At 62.4% G+C, this 15041-nt stretch carries 15 protein-coding genes; 9 read left to right on the top strand and 6 right to left on the bottom strand.

All coding sequences use genetic code 11. The features are described 5' to 3' along the window. Positions 1-159: 159 nt before the first annotated feature. Positions 160-603, bottom strand: a complete 444-nt coding sequence (gene spoVAC / locus ACTNBU_RS10885; protein WP_441033889.1) for a stage V sporulation protein AC — start codon at positions 601-603, stop codon at positions 160-162. A 126-nt stretch (positions 604-729) separates the two neighbouring features. On the opposite strand from spoVAC, the gene hemW reads away from it, so the two are divergent. Further along, positions 730-1938: a radical SAM family heme chaperone HemW gene (hemW, locus tag ACTNBU_RS10890; protein ID WP_441033891.1), complete on the top strand. Its 1209-nt coding sequence runs from the start codon at positions 730-732 to the stop codon at positions 1936-1938. A 67-nt stretch (positions 1939-2005) separates the two neighbouring features. Here the strand turns inward: hemW and ACTNBU_RS10895 are convergent, their stop codons facing one another. Together ACTNBU_RS10895 and ACTNBU_RS10900 are read right to left on the bottom strand one after the other, a co-directional pair. Further along, entirely contained in the window at positions 2006-2191 is a 186-nt protein-coding gene (locus ACTNBU_RS10895; protein WP_441033893.1) for a ferredoxin, read from the bottom strand. 57 nt (positions 2192-2248) lie between these two features. Then, positions 2249-2956, bottom strand: a complete 708-nt coding sequence (locus ACTNBU_RS10900) for a 4Fe-4S dicluster domain-containing protein (protein ID WP_441033895.1) — start codon at positions 2954-2956, stop codon at positions 2249-2251. Positions 2957-3054: 98 nt separating this feature from the next. Between ACTNBU_RS10900 and ACTNBU_RS10905 the strand changes: the two genes are divergently transcribed. Beyond that, entirely contained in the window at positions 3055-3717 is a 663-nt protein-coding gene (locus tag ACTNBU_RS10905) for a Crp/Fnr family transcriptional regulator (protein WP_441033896.1), read from the top strand. 111 nt (positions 3718-3828) lie between these two features. Beyond that, complete coding sequence (locus tag ACTNBU_RS10910) at positions 3829-6882, top strand: S-layer homology domain-containing protein (RefSeq protein ID WP_441033897.1); 3054 nt, start codon at positions 3829-3831, stop codon at positions 6880-6882. 112 nt (positions 6883-6994) lie between these two features. On the opposite strand, the gene ACTNBU_RS10915 is transcribed toward ACTNBU_RS10910, so the two are convergent. Next, the gene (locus ACTNBU_RS10915; RefSeq protein WP_441033899.1) at positions 6995-7933 is read right to left on the bottom strand and encodes an SPFH domain-containing protein; all 939 of its coding nucleotides are present in this window, start codon (positions 7931-7933) and stop codon (positions 6995-6997) included. Continuing rightward, positions 7927-8382 carry an NfeD family protein gene (locus ACTNBU_RS10920; RefSeq protein WP_441033900.1) on the bottom strand — a complete coding sequence of 152 codons (456 nt, stop codon included), beginning with the start codon at positions 8380-8382 and terminating at the stop codon, positions 7927-7929. The genes ACTNBU_RS10915 and ACTNBU_RS10920 overlap by 7 nt, the downstream gene beginning before the upstream one ends. Positions 8383-8556: 174 nt before the next feature. Between ACTNBU_RS10920 and ACTNBU_RS10925 the strand changes: the two genes are divergently transcribed. The 4 genes from ACTNBU_RS10925 to groL all read left to right on the top strand — a co-directional run bounded on the left by ACTNBU_RS10925 (position 8557) and on the right by groL (position 13025). After that, complete coding sequence (locus tag ACTNBU_RS10925) at positions 8557-9666, top strand: THUMP domain-containing class I SAM-dependent RNA methyltransferase (RefSeq protein ID WP_441033902.1); 1110 nt, start codon at positions 8557-8559, stop codon at positions 9664-9666. A gap of 69 nt (positions 9667-9735) precedes the next feature. Further along, positions 9736-10689, top strand: coding sequence for a diacylglycerol/lipid kinase family protein (locus ACTNBU_RS10930; RefSeq protein WP_441033904.1), 954 nt, complete (start codon positions 9736-9738; stop codon positions 10687-10689). Positions 10690-10853: 164 nt separating this feature from the next. Continuing rightward, the gene (locus tag ACTNBU_RS10935) at positions 10854-11138 is read left to right on the top strand and encodes a co-chaperone GroES (RefSeq protein ID WP_441033905.1); all 285 of its coding nucleotides are present in this window, start codon (positions 10854-10856) and stop codon (positions 11136-11138) included. A 258-nt stretch (positions 11139-11396) separates the two neighbouring features. Next, positions 11397-13025 (top strand): chaperonin GroEL, encoded by a 1629-nt coding sequence (gene groL / locus ACTNBU_RS10940; RefSeq protein WP_441033907.1) that lies wholly within the window; start codon positions 11397-11399, stop codon positions 13023-13025. 149 nt (positions 13026-13174) lie between these two features. Here the strand turns inward: groL and ACTNBU_RS10945 are convergent, their stop codons facing one another. Further along, positions 13175-14017, bottom strand: coding sequence for a helix-turn-helix domain-containing protein (locus ACTNBU_RS10945; RefSeq protein WP_441033908.1), 843 nt, complete (start codon positions 14015-14017; stop codon positions 13175-13177). 303 nt (positions 14018-14320) lie between these two features. Here ACTNBU_RS10945 and ACTNBU_RS10950 point away from each other — a divergent pair, with 303 nt between their 5' ends. Together ACTNBU_RS10950 and ACTNBU_RS10955 are read left to right on the top strand one after the other, a co-directional pair. Then, entirely contained in the window at positions 14321-14656 is a 336-nt protein-coding gene (locus ACTNBU_RS10950) for a hypothetical protein (RefSeq protein ID WP_441033910.1), read from the top strand. A gap of 52 nt (positions 14657-14708) precedes the next feature. Continuing rightward, complete coding sequence (locus ACTNBU_RS10955; protein ID WP_441033911.1) at positions 14709-14933, top strand: LLM class flavin-dependent oxidoreductase; 225 nt, start codon at positions 14709-14711, stop codon at positions 14931-14933. The last annotated feature ends 108 nt before the right edge of the window (positions 14934-15041 follow it).

The raw sequence follows: 15041 nt of genomic DNA on the forward strand, positions 1-15041 counted from the left end.
AGCAGGCGTTTGCGCCGCGCAGCGGCAGCTTTTCGGCCCGCTGCGCGGGCAGAAAAGCGAGGCATTGTGAAGGCTGTCGGAAAAGTCTATGGACTTTTTCGACAGCCTGAGGTCCCCATGCCAATGGCATGGGGACCTTTTCCGCGCCGTGTCCGGCCCTTATGCCAGGCCGAACAGCATCAGGATCACGCCGTAGATGACGCTGGCCAGGGTGCCGAAGACGATGACCGGCCCGGCGATGACGAACATCTTGGCCGCCATGCCGGTGACGAAGCCCTCGCTCTTGAAGTCGATGGCCGGGGACACCACAGCGTTGGCGAAGCCGGTGATGGGCACCAGTGTTCCGGCGCCGCCGAACCGGGCCAGCTTGTTATAGAGGTTCAGCCCCGTCAGCAGCGCCGACAGAAACACCATGGTGCAGGCGGTGGCGCTGCCGGCGTCCTCCTTGTTCAGTCCCAGTCCGGCCCAGCCGTTCTGCACCAACTGGCCCACCACGCAGATCAGCCCGCCGATGAGAAAGGCCATGGCCATGTCCTTCCACAGCGGCGAGTCGGGGGACATCTTCTTCACATATTCCTGGTATTCCTTGGGCGTCATTTCCATGGGTCTTTGCTCCTTTTCCCATTGATTTTCCCTAGCTTTTCCGGCTCCCGGAAAAAATATGCGGGGTTGCAAAGCGCCGGAAAACGGGATAGAATAGAGGGCACCTTGAAAACACCGGAGCTGCTTATGAAACCTGAGAAAAAACCGCTGGGCATCTATGTCCACGTGCCCTTCTGCAAGTCCAAATGCGTCTACTGCGACTTCTACTCCCTGCCCCACGCGGAGGAGCGGATGGACGCCTACGTGAAGGCCGTCACCGCCCATCTGCTGGAGACGGCCCCCCGGGCGGAGCGCCACCGGGTGGACACCATCTACTTTGGCGGCGGCACCCCCTCCTATCTGGGGGCCAAGCGCCTGCGGGAGATTCTGTCCGTCATCCTGAAGAAATACGATGTAGACAAACACGCCGAGATCACCCTGGAGGCCAATCCCGACTCCGCCCAGGACTGGCGGGAGCTGCGGACGCTGCGGAAGGCGGGCTTCAACCGCGTCTCTCTGGGGATGCAGTCCGCCGACGACGGTGAGCTGGCGGAGATCGGCCGGATCCACACCGCGGTGCAGGTCCGCTCCGCCGTGGACGCCGTCCGGAAGGCGAAGATCGACAACCTCTCCCTGGACCTGATCTACGGCCTGCCCCACCAGACCATGGAGCGGTGGCAGGCCAATCTGGAGGCTGCCGTGGCCCTGGCTCCCCAGCATCTGTCCTGCTATGGACTGAAGGTGGAGGAGGGGACGCCCCTCCATGCCCGGCGGGACAGCGCCGGCCTTCCCGGCGACGATGCCCAGGCCGATATGTACCTCTCCACCGTGGAGACGCTGCGGCACTACGGCTTCTTCCAGTACGAGATCTCCAACTTCGCCCGGCCCGGCTTCGAGTCCCGGCACAACCTGAAATACTGGACCCTCCAGGAGTACGCCGGGTTCGGCCCCGGCGCCCACTCCGATTTCGGCGGCGTCCGCTACGCCTACGAGCGGGACCTGGACACCTATATCAGGGGCGTTCTGGAGGGCACGCCCATGCTGTCGGAGAACGAGCGCATCCCGCCGCTGGACCGGGACACGGAGTATCTGATGCTGGGCCTCCGCACCGTCCGGGGCATCGCGCCCAAAACCTTTGAGAACCGCTATCGCCGCCGGTTCGACTGCCTGCTGCCCTTCCTGGAGGAGTGCCGGAAGGCGGGCTACGCCGTCCGGGAGGAGGACGGCAGCTGGCATCTGACGCCAGGCGGCTTCCTGGTGTCCAACCAGATCATCGGCGGCGTGCTGGACGCCTTGGCGGCGGACAAGCAGCGCCGCACCGACGCCCGCGCCCGGGGCGACTTCCGGGTGGTGTGATCCTCTATTTTATGATGACAGAGCGCGGAGACCGTTTTCCGGTCTCCGCGCTCCGCTGTTTGATCGCTTATTCCTCGTAGATGGCCGCCACCGGGCAGCTGGCCAGAGCCTCTCTGGCCTCGTCCTCCTGGTCCGGTCCGGGCTGCTCCACCACCGTGGCCACGCCCGCGTCCGTCAGTTCAAAGACGTCCTGGGCCAGTCCGGTACACAGGCCGCAGCCGATGCAGGTATCCGGGTCCACCTTGAATGCCATGCCGATCCTTCCTTTCCGATCCGGTTCTTTGTCCTATTGTTCCCGCCGGATCGGATTTCAAACCAGGCCGCTCAAAATTTCCCCCTCCGTGGACAGCGTCACCACCTGCCAGGGCAGCAGTCTGCCGCAGTTCTGAAGGGCGGTCCGCACCGCCTGCTCGATGCCGCCGCAACAGGGGACCTCCATCCGGGTGACGGTGACGCTGCGGATGTCGTTGTTCTTCAGAATGGCCGTCAGCTTCTCGCTGTAGTCCACGCCGTCCAGCTTGGGACAGCCGATGAGCGTCACCCGCCCCCGGATGAATTTCTCATGGAAATTGCCGTAAGCGTAGGCGGAGCAGTCCGCCGCCACCAGCAGATGGGCGCCCTGGAAGTACGGGGCGTTCACCGGCGCCAGCTTGATCTGCACCGGCCACTGGCACAGGCGGCTGGGCATCTCTCCGGCGGGTGCCGCCTGCTGCGGGGCCTGATGCCGGATGGCCTGGGCTCGACTGCCGGGACAGGTAAAGGCGGACGCCTGTTCACCCCGGGCCGCCTTGGCCGCCTGCACGGCGGCCTCGTCATAGGCCGCCGCCTCCCGCTCCGTGAAGGTGATGGCGTTCACAGGGCAGGCGGGCAGGCAGTCCCCCAGGCCGTCGCAGTAGTCGTCCCGCAGCAGTTGGGCCTTGCCGTCCACCATGCCGATGGCCCCCTCATGGCACGCCGCGGCGCAGGCGCCGCAACCGTTGCACTTCTCCTGATCGATGTGGATGATGCGTCTGATCATATTCGTATTCCTCCGGTTTCGTTTGATTTCGTGTGTCCAGTATCGTATACTGGGGACAAAAAGTCTGTTGTTTTTCCAACGAAACCAGGAGGTACACCATGGAAATTTCTGAGACTGCCCTGCTGATGGGCTGTCCCCTGTTCTCCGGCGTTCCGGCGGAAGACCTGCCGGAGTTGCTGTCCGCCCTGGACGCCCGGCGTCAGGACTTCCGGCGGGGAAGCTGGCTGCTGCGCCAGGGGGACACCCCGGTCCGTCTGGGGATTCTGCTGTCCGGGCGGGCCCATATCCTGCGGGAGGACTTCTGGGGAAACCGGGACATCATCGCCCCGCTGTCCCCCGGGGAGCTGTTCGGGGAGGCCTACGCCTGTGCCGGCGTTCCCGCCGGCGTGGACGTTCAGGCGGAGGAGGACGGCGCCGTACTGTTCCTGGAGGTCTCCCGGCTGTCCGGCGTCCCCGGCGGCGCGGATCTGCTGGAAAACCTGCTGTCCGCCACCGCCCGGAAGAATCTGCTGCTGAACGAAAAGCTGTCCCACGTCACCCGCCGCACCACCCGGGACAAGCTGCTGTCCTACCTGTCCCGGGAGGCGGCACGGCAGGGCAGTACCTTCACCATCCCCTTTGACCGCCAGCAGCTGGCGGACTATCTGGCGGTGGACCGCAGCGCCATGTCCGCGGAGCTGGGGAAGCTCCGGCGGGAGGGGCTGCTGGATTTCCGGAAGAACCGTTTCACCCTCCTGCGCCGTCCGGAGGAGCATCGGTAACGGGACGGAGGGCGGCTTTTTGTTAACATTTTGTTATTTACTTGCCTGGGCGAGTGTGCTATCCTTAGCAAAGTTATGTATACCGCACACGATCCCGTATTGGAGGCAGTCATGAACAAATTTCTTTGCAAAGCAACGTCCCTGTTCCTATCCGCCGCGCTGACGGCGTCGCTTCTGGCGGTGCCCGCCGCGGCGTCCCAGGCGCTGGGGGAGGATCTGTCCCGGGAGGACACCCTGGTCCATGAGTCCACCACCCTGTCCACCAATGTGTTCTGGAGCACCACTTACTCCGACCTGCGGCAGGAGAACCTCATCACCTATTCCCCCAACAGCTCCGTCACCCCCGTGATCACCTACGGCTCCGCCCTCACCAGCCGCACCACGGTGGACAGCATGGCCAAGGAGCTGGAGGCCCAGGGCTACCGGGTGGTGGCCGGCATCAACGGCGACTTCTACGACACCGGCAACGGCGCCCCCGTGGGTCTGGTGATGACCGACGGTCAGGTCCGCTCCTCCGACGGCGGCTGCTACGCCATCGGCTTCCGGGAGGACGGCAGCGCCGTTTTGGGAAAACCCGGCCTCAGCGTCAAGGCGGATCTGGGCTACCAGACCTATGACTCCGTGGGCTACGGCACCGAAGTGGTGGTGAACATCGCCGGTATCAACAAGGTCCGCTCCTCCACCAGCGGCATCTTCCTCTTTACATACGACTTCAACGACCGCCACACCACCGGCAACGCCATGCCCGGCGTGGACGTGCTCTGCACCATTGAGGACGGCTCCCTGTCCATCGGCGGCACCCTGACGCTGCGGGTGGACGAGGTCATCCAGGCCACCGGCGCCACCGCCATGAATCCGGATCAGGTGGTCATCTCCGTCAACAATCAGGTGGGCAGCTACTTTGTGGGCCTGCTCTCCGACGTGCCCGTGGGCGGCACCATCACCGTGTCCCTCACCGCCGCCGATGAATCGTGGAACGACGTGGAGTGCGCCATCGGCGCCCTGTACTCCCTGCTGGAGAACGGCTCCGTGGTCTCCGGCCTGCCCACCGGCGCCCATCCCCGCACCGCCGTGGGCCAGAAGGCCGACGGCACCCTGGTGTTCTACACCATCGACGGACGGCAGTCCGGCCTGTCCATCGGCGCCACGCTGAACCAGGTGGCGGCCCGTCTGGCGGAGCTGGGCTGCGTCACCGCCCTGTGCCTGGATGGCGGCGGCTCCACCACCCTCACCGTCACCAAGCCGGACAGCACCCGGTCCGCCGTGGTCAACAGTCCCTCCGACGGCGGCCTGCGGGCGGTGTCCAATCATCTGTTCCTGGTGGCGGACAACGATCCCACCGGCAAGCTGGACCACTTCTATGTGTCCCCTGACAGCCGCTATGTGTTGGCGGGCAGCAAGGTGACGGTGTCCGTCTCCCCGGTGGACACCAATTATATCCCCATGGCCCACACCTACAAGCTGACCACTGACGGCGGCACGCTGAAGGACAACGTCCTCACCACCCCGGCCTCCGGCGGCGAGATCACCGTCACCGCCTCCAGCGGCAGCAAGAGCGGCTCCACCGTGGTCCACGCCATCGCCACACCGGACTCCATCTCCGTGAAAAACGGCTCCACAGCCCTCAGCTCCCTGACCATGACCCCCGGCAGCAGCCTGAAGCTGACGGCCAGCGCCGTCTATAACCACCTGACTCTCCAGGCGGACCCGGAGGCCTTCACCTGGACGCTGGACGGCAATATCGGCACGGTGGACGCCGCCGGCACCATCACCGCCTCCGCTCCCGGCTCCGGCACCCTGACGGTGTCCGCCGGCGGAAAGAGCGTCTCCATCCCCGTCACCGTCACCAGGATCGCGCTGAACACGGTGGAGGACTTTGAAAGCGGCGTCCCCGCCCTGACCTCCTACAGCTACGGCGCGTCCCTCACCGCCAACACCGCCCCCGCCTATGTGCAGATGGGCCGTCAGTCCGGAAAGCTGGACTTTACCCTGGACGACACAGGCATGGCCTCCGCCGTCTTTGAGAAGCCCTGCTCCGTCGGCGCCGCCTATACCCAGCTGAACCTGTGGGTATACGGCGACGGCTCCGGCGCCACGCTGTCCCTGCTGACATCCGACGGCACCACTGTCTCCGCCAAAGACGCGGCGGTCCTGGGCTTCACCGGCTGGCGCATGGTCTTCGTGGCCCTGCCCGCCGGCACCGCCGCCGTCACCGGCTTCCAGATCACCGGCGCGCCGGAGCTGGAGCTGGATGCGTTCGGCGACCAGATCCTCACCTATCCCGTGTCCTCCGGCACCCTGTATCTGGACCAGCTGACGGCCTCCTACAGCGGCATGGTGGACCAGGAGGTCCCCGTCATCTCCGCCGCGCTGGACAGCGAGACCGGCATCGTCACCGCCATGGTATCCGACGCCGTGGACGGCGTCCTGCCCCGGTCCGCCGTCACAGTCCGGCAGAACGGCCAGGACGTCAGCTTCCGCTACGACGCCGCCTCCGGCCAGGTGACGGTGTCCCTGCCCGATCTCAGCGGCGACCATGAGGCCATCCGCCTCACCATTACCGCCAAAGACGCCTCCGGCAACATCGGCCGGGCCTCCGTGGACGTGGGTCCCAGCGGCGTGGGCCACAAATTCACCGATATCGAGGGCTACTGGGCCGCAGACTACGTGGATTTCCTGTACAACGCCGGCATCACCACCGGCTACCAGGACGGCACCTTCCGTCCCGGCCAGAACATCTCCCGCCAGCAGTTCGCCGTGATGCTGTTCCGCTATCTGGGACTGGACGGCAGCCGGTATGAGGACGTGGAGCTGCCCTTCGCGGATCTGAACAGGATTGGCGACTACGCCCTCACCGCCATCAAGGCCCTGTACACCCTGGGTGTCATCGGCGGCACGGAGCGGAACGGAAAGCTGTACATGGATCCAGAGAGTTCCCTGACCCGTGCCCAGGCCGCCGCCATGATCGGCCGCACCCAGGAGAAGGGCTACGCCTCCGCGGAGCTGACCTTCTCCGACACAGGCTCCATTCCCGCCTACGCCGCCGGGTACATCCGGACCATGGTGGCCCAGGGCGTCCTCAGCGGCTATGAGGACGGCTCCTTCAAGCCCAACGCCAACATCACCCGGGGCCAGATGGCCAAGATCCTCTACAATCTGCTGTAATCCCCCACGAAAAATCCCGGCCACCGGAATTGATCTTCCGGTGGCCGGGTCTCTTTTGTTTCCTCCGCGGCAGGGGGGTGCGCTGCCGCAGAGGGGATCGCACGCTGTTTCGTTACTCCGCCTTGGGGTCCTCGCTGCCGAACACCGCCTTGGCGCTGGCCGCCAGGCCCGCCAGGCCCTGCAGCTCGCTGGGAATGATGATCTTCGTGGCCTTGCCGTCCGCCACCTTCTGCATGGCCTCCAGGGCCTTCAGCTTCACCACCTGGTCGTTGGGGGCTGCCTCGTTCAGCAGCTTCAGGGAGTCGGCCAGGGCCTTCTGCACCTGCATGATGGCCTGGGCCTCCGCCTCGGCGGCCATGATGCGGGCCTCCTTCTCGCCCTCGGCCTTCAGGATGGCCGCCTGCTTCTCCGCGTCGGCCCGCAGGATGGCGGACTGCTTCTCGCCCTCAGCCACCAGGATCTGGGACTGCTTCTGGCCCTCGGCCTGGAGGATGGACTCCCGGCGCTCCCGCTCCGCCTTCATCTGCTTCTCCATGGCGTTCTGGATCTCCTTGGGCGGGATGATGTTCTTCAGCTCCACCCGGTTGACCTTGATGCCCCAGGGGTCCGTGGCCTCGTCCAGGATGGCCCGCATCCGGGTGTTGATGGTGTCACGGGAGGTGAGGGACTGGTCCAGCTCCATGTCGCCGATGATGTTCCGCAGGGTGGTGGCTGTGAGATTCTCAATGGCGTTCATGGGATGCTCCACACCGTAGGTATACAGCTTGGGGTCCGTGATCTGGAAGTAGATGACGGTGTCGATCTGCATGGTGACGTTGTCCTTGGTGATGACGGGCTGGGGGGCAAAATCCGCCACCTGCTCCTTCAGGGACACCTTCTTGGCCACCCGCATGACCACGGGGATCTTCACATGAAAGCCCACGTTCCAGACCGCATGAAACGCGCCCAGCAGCTCCACCACGTAGGCCCGGGACTGCTGCACGATGGTGATACAGCTGGCCAGAAGCAGCAGGGCCAGCACGATCAGGACGATGATGACGATTTTCAGCATGATACTACCTCCGTCTTTTCTGATAATTTCACGAAGAGCTTCACGCCCTCCATGGATTCCACCACGACCCGGCTTCCCGCCGGGATCACTGTGCCGTCGGCGCTGCGGGCCGTCCAGGTCTTGCCGTCCACATAGACAGCCCCGGCGGCGCTCTCATTGTCGATGGTCTCCGTGACCTTTCCGGTCTGTCCCAGCACCCGGTCGGCGTTGGTGGGGACGATCTTTCCGGCGGTCAGCTTTTTCACCAGCGGACGGGTCAGGATCAGCGCCGCCCCCGACACCGCGATGAACAGGATCATCTGCACCCAGAAGGGCAGCACGCAGGCCGCCGCGATGAGAGCCGCCACGGCGCCGCAGACGAACCAGATGGACACCAGTCCCGCCGTCACCGCCTCCAGAACGCCGAAGCCCACCACCGCGGCCAGCCAGCCCCAGACCATGTAATTCATGGGAAACCTCCTTTACTCCGTTTATCTGTACCGATGATATCATAACCCGTCTGTAAAAAACATTTCATTTTGGTTACAATACCGGACGCCCCTCCGGGATTGCATCCGGCGGCGCTTTCTGGTATACTGGGCCGGTAAAAAACTGCCGCAATCCTGAAAAAGGAGGAACTGTCCATGATCCTGACCGTTCCCTGTCTTCTGGGACTGGAGTCCCTGGTGGCCGACGAGCTGCGCCGGCTGAATATGCAGAATGTCCGGGCGGAAAACGGCCGCGTCCACTGTAATGGCACGGCGGCGGACATCGCCCGGCTGAATATCAATCTCCGCTGCGGCGCCCGGGTGCTGATGGAGCTGGGCTCCTTCCCCGCCGCCACCTTCGACCAGCTGTTTGAGGGCGTCCGGGCCCTGCCCTGGGAGGATTATATCCCCAGGGACGGCGAGTTCCCGGTGAAGGGCTACTCCCTGAACTCCACCCTCCACTCCGTCCCCGCCTGCCAGGCTATCGTGAAGAAGGCCGCCGCCCGGCGGCTGGGCACCGCCTACGGCTGCGAGACCCTGCCGGAGACCGGCAGCCGCTATCAGCTCCAGTTCGCCATCATCAAGGACCAGGCCTCCCTGTATCTGGATACCTCCGGCGAGGGCCTGTACAAGCGGGGCTACCGGGCCCAGAACATGGGCGCGCCCCTGCGGGAGACCCTGGCGGCGGCGCTGGTGACCCTGTCCCGCTACCGGGGAAAGGACCCCTTCTGTGACCCCTTCTGCGGCAGCGGCACCATTCCCATCGAGGCGGCCCTCATCGCCAAGAACCGGGCCCCGGGCCTGGACCGGCGGTTCGCCGCCCAGCGTTGGAAGAACCTGCCCTCCGCGATCTGGTCCCAGGCCGCCGATGAGGCTATGGACAAGGAGTTCCACGGCCGCTACGACATCTGGGGCGGGGACATCGATCCCGCCGCGGTGGAGCTGGCCCGCCACAACGCGGAGCTGGCAGGGGTGGAGGACTGCGTCCGCTTTGAAGTGGCGGACGCCGGACAGTTCCATCGGGACAGCGAGTACGGCCAGCTGGTGTGCAATCCCCCCTACGGCGAGCGCCTGCTGGAGAAGCAGGAGGCGGAGGCCGTCTACCGCTCCTTCGGCGCCGCTCTCCGGGATCTGCCGCCCAAGTGGCGGGTGGTGGTCCTCAGCTCCCACACGGAGTTTGAGCGCTGCTTCGGCCGTCCGGCGGACAAAAAGCGGAAGCTGTACAACGGTATGATCAAGTGCGACGCGTTCCTGTACGGAAGATAAGCCTGGAGCGTCTCATCGAAGACGGCTGTTTCTCCGCCGCCGATCCTGTCCGGAAATGAGGTGTCGCCCTTGCGTCACGTTTTTATCATCAATCCCAGGGCGGGAAAGCGGGATCAGACCGCCCGCATCTACGCCATGGCAAACCGTCTTCGGGCACGCCGCGGGCTGGACTGCGTCTGTATGCTGACAGAGCGTCCCGGCGGCGCCGAAGACATGGCCCGGCGTCTGGCGGAGACCGGCGAAGCCCTCCGCTTTTACGCCTGCGGCGGCGACGGCACCATCTCCGAAGTGGCCAACGGCATCGCCGGTTTTGCCAACGCCGCCATGACCTGCGTCCCCACCGGCACCGGCAACGACTTTCTGAAAAACTTCGGCGCGGACGCCGGTAAGTTCGCCGACGCGGAAAATCTGTGGGACGGAGAAGTGTTCTCCCTTGACCTCATCGACTGCAATGGCCGCTGCTGCCTCACCATCGCCTGCAGCGGCCTGGACGCCCGGGTGGCGGCGGACGTCCACACCTACAGCGGCTTTCCCCTGCTGAACGGCCGGCGCAGCTATCTGACGGCGGCAGCGGTCAACGTCCTGTTCAAGGGCATCAGCCAGCACTGGCGGGTGACGCTGGACGGTGAGACGCTGGAGGACGATTTCGCCCTGGTCTCCGTCTGTAACGGTCGGTACTATGGCGGCGGCTCCATGCCGGTGCCGGAGGCCCGGATGGACGACGGCGTCCTGCACACCGTCCTGGTGAAAAAGGTCGGCCGTCTGACCTTTGCCCGGCTGTTCGGCCCCTACTCCGCCGGAGAATACCGCAGTCTTCCCCAGGAGCTGATCCAGGTCTCCACAGCCCGGGAGATCCGGATCCATTCCGACGGCGGCGCCATCGTCACCTGCCTGGACGGAGAGATCTTCCGCTCCCAGGAAGTCCGGCTCCGTCTGTCGGACAAACGGCTGAATTTCTTCGGCCCCAGGGGCTGTGATCCCAACGCCACCGCCCGCCCCATGCCGGAGACTTGTCAACTCTGAGCATTTTCCACTATTCACAAATTCTTCACAGAATTTCTTGACTTACCCCCTTTACAAACGAAACACGTTGGGGTAATATAACAGCGTTAGCACTCGAAAGAGTTGAGTGCTAACGCTGAATTTGTTTTTTCAAAATTTTTTATTTTATAAGGAGGCACATTCCCATGAAACTCACTCCGCTTGCTGATCGTGTCATTCTGAAAATGGTCGAGCCCGAGGAGACCACCAAGGGCGGCATCATCCTCACCGGCGCCGCCAAGGAAAAGCCCACCGTGGCGGAAGTCATCTCCGTCGGCCCCGGCGGCGTTGTGGACGGCAAAGACGTTGTCATGACCGTCAAGGCCGGTGACAAGGTCATCACCGACAAGTACGCCGGCACCAAGGTCACCCTGGAGGACGTGGAGTACGTGGTCGTGCGGCAGCACGATATCCTGGCCATCGTGGACTAATTCGAAGGGGAGCAAGCTCCCCCTCGAACTCCCCCACCACCAGTGACATCGGTCACTGGTGTGTGCGCCCCAGGGGCGCACGAGTCTCGGTATTTTTCCGACGTACACGCCGCCGGAAAAATGATTCCGACGGATTCTTTTGCCCGCTGGGCAAAAGAACCGGGAACCTGCGGTTCCCTGGCCCCTCCCTTTTTGGGGATGAAAACCGGGCCGATCCATTTGTCAAATCAACATCTTCTATATTGGAGGTAATCTATCATGTCTAAACTGATCAAGCGCGGCGATGAGGCCCGCAAGGCTCTGCAGGCCGGTGTGGATACCCTGGCCGATACCGTTAAGGTCACCCTGGGTCCCAAGGGCCGCAATGTGGTGCTGGACAAGAAGTACGGCGCTCCCCTGATCACCAACGACGGCGTCACCATCGCCAAGGAGATCGAGCTGGATGATCCCTTTGAGAACATGGGCGCTCAGCTGGTGAAGGAAGTCTCCACCAAGACCAACGACGTTGCCGGCGACGGCACCACCACCGCCACTCTGCTGGCCCAGGCCATGATCCAGGAGGGCCTGCGGAACCTGGCCGCCGGCGCCAATCCCATCGTTGTGAAGAAGGGCATGGCCAAGGCCGTCACCGCCGCTGTTGAGGAAGTCAAGAAGCAGGCCAAGACCGTGGACGGCTCCAAGGACATCGCCCGCGTCGGCGCCGTCTCCTCCGGCGACGAGGAGATCGGCAAGCTGATCGCCGAGGCCATGGAGAAGGTCACCGCCGACGGCGTCATCACCATCGAGGAGTCCAAGACCGCCGAGACCTACAGCGACGTGGTGGAGGGCATGCAGTTCGACCGCGGCTATATCACCCCCTATATGGTCACTGACACCGACAAGATGGAGGCCGTCCTGGACGACGCCTATATCCTCATCACCGACAAGAAGATCTCCGTCATCAGCGACATCCTGGATGTGCTGCAGCAGATCGTCCAGTCCGGCAAGAAGCTGCTGATCATCGCCGAGGATGTGGAGGGCGAGGCTCTCAGCACCCTGATCGTCAACCGTCTGCGTGGCACCCTGAACGTGGTTGCCGTCAAGGCTCCCGGCTTCGGCGACCGCCGCAAGGAGATGCTGCAGGATATCGCCACCCTGACCGGCGGCACCGTCATCAGCGAGGAAGTGGGTCTGGAGCTGAAGAGCGCCACCATCGACATGCTGGGCCGCGCCCGTCAGGTGAAGGTCACCAAGGAGAACACCACCATCGTGGACGGTGCCGGCGACTCCCAGGCCATCAAGGACCGCATCGCCCAGATCCGCTCTCAGATTGCCGTCACCACCAGCGATTACGACAAGGAGAAGCTGCAGGAGCGTCTGGCCAAGCTGGCCGGCGGTGTTGCCGTCATCAAGGTCGGCGCCGCTACCGAGACCGAGATGAAGGAGAAGAAGCTCCGCATTGAGGACGCCCTGAACGCCACTCGCGCCGCCGTTGAGGAAGGCGTGGTCGCCGGCGGCGGCACCATCTTCGTCAACGTCATCCCCGCAGTGGAGGCCCTGATCCCCACTGTTGAGGGCGACGAGAAGACCGGCGTCCGCATCATCGCCAAGGCCCTGGAGGCCCCCATCCGCCAGATCGCCGCCAACGCCGGCCTGGACGGCTCCGTGATCCTGGAGAAGGTCCGGAATTCCGGCAAGAACGGCTACGGCTTCGACGCCTACAAGGAGGAGTACTGCGACATGGTCGCCTCCGGCATCATCGATCCCGCCAAGGTGACCCGCAGCGCTCTGGAGAACGCCTCCTCCGTGGCTGCCATGGTGCTGACCACCGAGTCTCTGGTGGCCGACAAGCCCGAGCCCCCCGCGCCCGTTGCTCCCGCCAACCCCGACATGGGCGGCATGTACTAAGAGGCACCGCAAAGCCTTGAAATTGCTTGATTTTTTGGATGCGGAAAAGTGGATTTACGCCAAACTTACGCCACTTACGCCAAAAATTCGAGCGCATTATAGGGTAACAGAAATCGGCACCTGCCTGAAAAAGCAGGTGCCGATTTTACTTATTTTCGTTTCCGTTTTCCCTTGCCGTGGGTCATGGTCGTTTTTCCACGCTGGCTGATGGGACTTTTCATGTACTTGGACAGCTTGAGTATTTCAATCAGCGTGACGAATTGCTCTTTGGTGAGCTTGTCATAATCAATACCGAATGTGGCAAGAAATGAACGGACTTGCTTTTCCTCGGAACTGCCCTCAAAGTTCATTGCATCCTGCAACTGACCCCGCATGGTTGCGGCGAGGGATGTTTCATCTGCCGTCATGGTGTCGGGGCGGTGTTCATTCCGAATATCACGGAGAATACCTTTCAGGTCATCCGCAATCAAGCTTCCGAAATATTCATCTTCCCGAATCTGCGCCACTTTCAGCGTCCGCAGATGCAGATCATTTTCCTCGCCGCCGTTCTTCATCAACGCCATTTGTCGAACCGCTTCCAGCACGGCGTTCATATCATTGATCCGCATATCCGCGATCCGGTCAACGTAAATCTCGGCGTCCAGCATGAAACGCAGGAAATCCTTGTGGCAGATCAACTCCGACAGCAGCCGGTGGTTGAACTTGCCCGTTCTCAATACTTCGATTGCATCATCACCCAAATGCAGGGCGTCCAGCTCTGTGTTTGGGTGATTTTTTTGCTCTGTCAGCCCCAGCAGGTAATCGGTGGACACGCTGTAGAACTTTGCCAGCTCCACCATGCTGAATGGGCTGATGTCCTTGAAATCGTCGGCTTCGTATTTTCCCAGCGCGGATTTTGAAATGCCTGTTTTCGCAGAAAGCTGTTCCAGCGTCAGACCACGCTCTACGCGCAGGTCTTTGAGCCGTTCCTGAATGGTGAGTTTTGGCTGCATAGCGGCGTCCTCCCTTCAAATTTCTGCCCTTTCCGGTCTTGTCCATAAGCGTGGAAATTTGCATTTTTCGGCGCGTTTTCCGACCTCTTGGATATACGGGAGAGGGCTATATTTTTCGCTAAAATGGTCTTGCAATCGCACCTGAACCTTGAAAATTGCATGACCGTCCGAACGGGATATGTCCCCCAGCGAAGTAGCCGCCATGACCGCGGCACAGGGCTCCCACAAAAGCGAAGGCTTTTGTGGGAAGAGGAGGAGCAGCGAAATGAACGAGCTTTCGTGTTTTACACGGAAGCGAGCGATATGCAGCTTGTGACGACGAAGCGTACCAACGGGGACGAAACGCCGGGAGCAATCCTCCGGGCAGGAACGACGTTCGGAAAGAGCGGCAAAATCAAAGTAAGTGAAAACAGCGAAATAGTTTTCCGCTCTGTGCGGTTATATGCACGGAATAGAGCGCTATTCAGCAGTGAACGACGTTTGTCGTTCAACATGATATTTCGCCGTTTCACACAAAGACACATCAAACGGCAAAAGCTGAGGGTGCTACCCGTGATCAACGTATCATCGGCGGTATTTCCAGTGAAAAGCCGTACATCAAAAATCAGCGCCCTATGGCAAACGGGTGTCACGATTTGATAAACCCATTTTACCATAGAGCGCATCGAAAAAACAGGAGGAACATTTGAATATGAGAAAATCTGAAACCTATCGCAATGAGATCAAGTCCTACATCGTCCGCACCGGCATGACCATGACCGAGGTGGTGGACTACCTCTCCGATGAATACGGCTGGAGCCGCAGCGTTCCCAATCTCTCCGGCAAACTCAAGCGTGGTTCGCTCCGCTATGGCGAAGCGGTGGAGCTGGCGGATGCGCTGGGGTATGACATTGTGTGGCAGAAGCGGAGGGCGTAATTAGGGTCTACTGAATGGCTGGAACATTTGGAAATCTCGGAAAAATGACCAGCTCGCCGAGGTCAAAATCGTAGTCCAGAGCCCAACCGCAGTCAGGCGCAAAAAGGA

Origin of the sequence: Dysosmobacter sp. HCP28S3_G4, assembly GCF_052065175.1 — a bacterium.
In the GTDB taxonomy this organism is placed as follows: domain Bacteria; phylum Bacillota; class Clostridia; order Oscillospirales; family Oscillospiraceae; genus Oscillibacter.

What these genes read in the sequence shown, in the direction of transcription:
- ACTNBU_RS10895 (WP_441033893.1), bottom strand. Translation starts at nt 2,191, where the DNA reads ATGGCATTCAAGGTGGACCCGGATACCTGCATCGGCTGCGGCCTGTGT.
- ACTNBU_RS10905 (WP_441033896.1), top strand. Translation starts at nt 3,055, where the DNA reads ATGGAAATTTCTGAGACTGCCCTGCTGATGGGCTGTCCCCTGTTCTCC.
- ACTNBU_RS10935 (WP_441033905.1), top strand. Translation starts at nt 10,854, where the DNA reads ATGAAACTCACTCCGCTTGCTGATCGTGTCATTCTGAAAATGGTCGAG.
- groL (WP_441033907.1), top strand. Translation starts at nt 11,397, where the DNA reads ATGTCTAAACTGATCAAGCGCGGCGATGAGGCCCGCAAGGCTCTGCAG.
- ACTNBU_RS10950 (WP_441033910.1), top strand. Translation starts at nt 14,321, where the DNA reads ATGCAGCTTGTGACGACGAAGCGTACCAACGGGGACGAAACGCCGGGA.
- ACTNBU_RS10900 (WP_441033895.1), bottom strand. Translation starts at nt 2,956, where the DNA reads ATGATCAGACGCATCATCCACATCGATCAGGAGAAGTGCAACGGTTGC.
- ACTNBU_RS10955 (WP_441033911.1), top strand. Translation starts at nt 14,709, where the DNA reads ATGAGAAAATCTGAAACCTATCGCAATGAGATCAAGTCCTACATCGTC.
- ACTNBU_RS10915 (WP_441033899.1), bottom strand. Translation starts at nt 7,933, where the DNA reads ATGCTGAAAATCGTCATCATCGTCCTGATCGTGCTGGCCCTGCTGCTT.
- hemW (WP_441033891.1), top strand. Translation starts at nt 730, where the DNA reads ATGAAACCTGAGAAAAAACCGCTGGGCATCTATGTCCACGTGCCCTTC.
- ACTNBU_RS10925 (WP_441033902.1), top strand. Translation starts at nt 8,557, where the DNA reads ATGATCCTGACCGTTCCCTGTCTTCTGGGACTGGAGTCCCTGGTGGCC.
- ACTNBU_RS10910 (WP_441033897.1), top strand. Translation starts at nt 3,829, where the DNA reads ATGAACAAATTTCTTTGCAAAGCAACGTCCCTGTTCCTATCCGCCGCG.
- ACTNBU_RS10920 (WP_441033900.1), bottom strand. Translation starts at nt 8,382, where the DNA reads ATGAATTACATGGTCTGGGGCTGGCTGGCCGCGGTGGTGGGCTTCGGC.
- ACTNBU_RS10945 (WP_441033908.1), bottom strand. Translation starts at nt 14,017, where the DNA reads ATGCAGCCAAAACTCACCATTCAGGAACGGCTCAAAGACCTGCGCGTA.
- spoVAC (WP_441033889.1), bottom strand. Translation starts at nt 603, where the DNA reads ATGGAAATGACGCCCAAGGAATACCAGGAATATGTGAAGAAGATGTCC.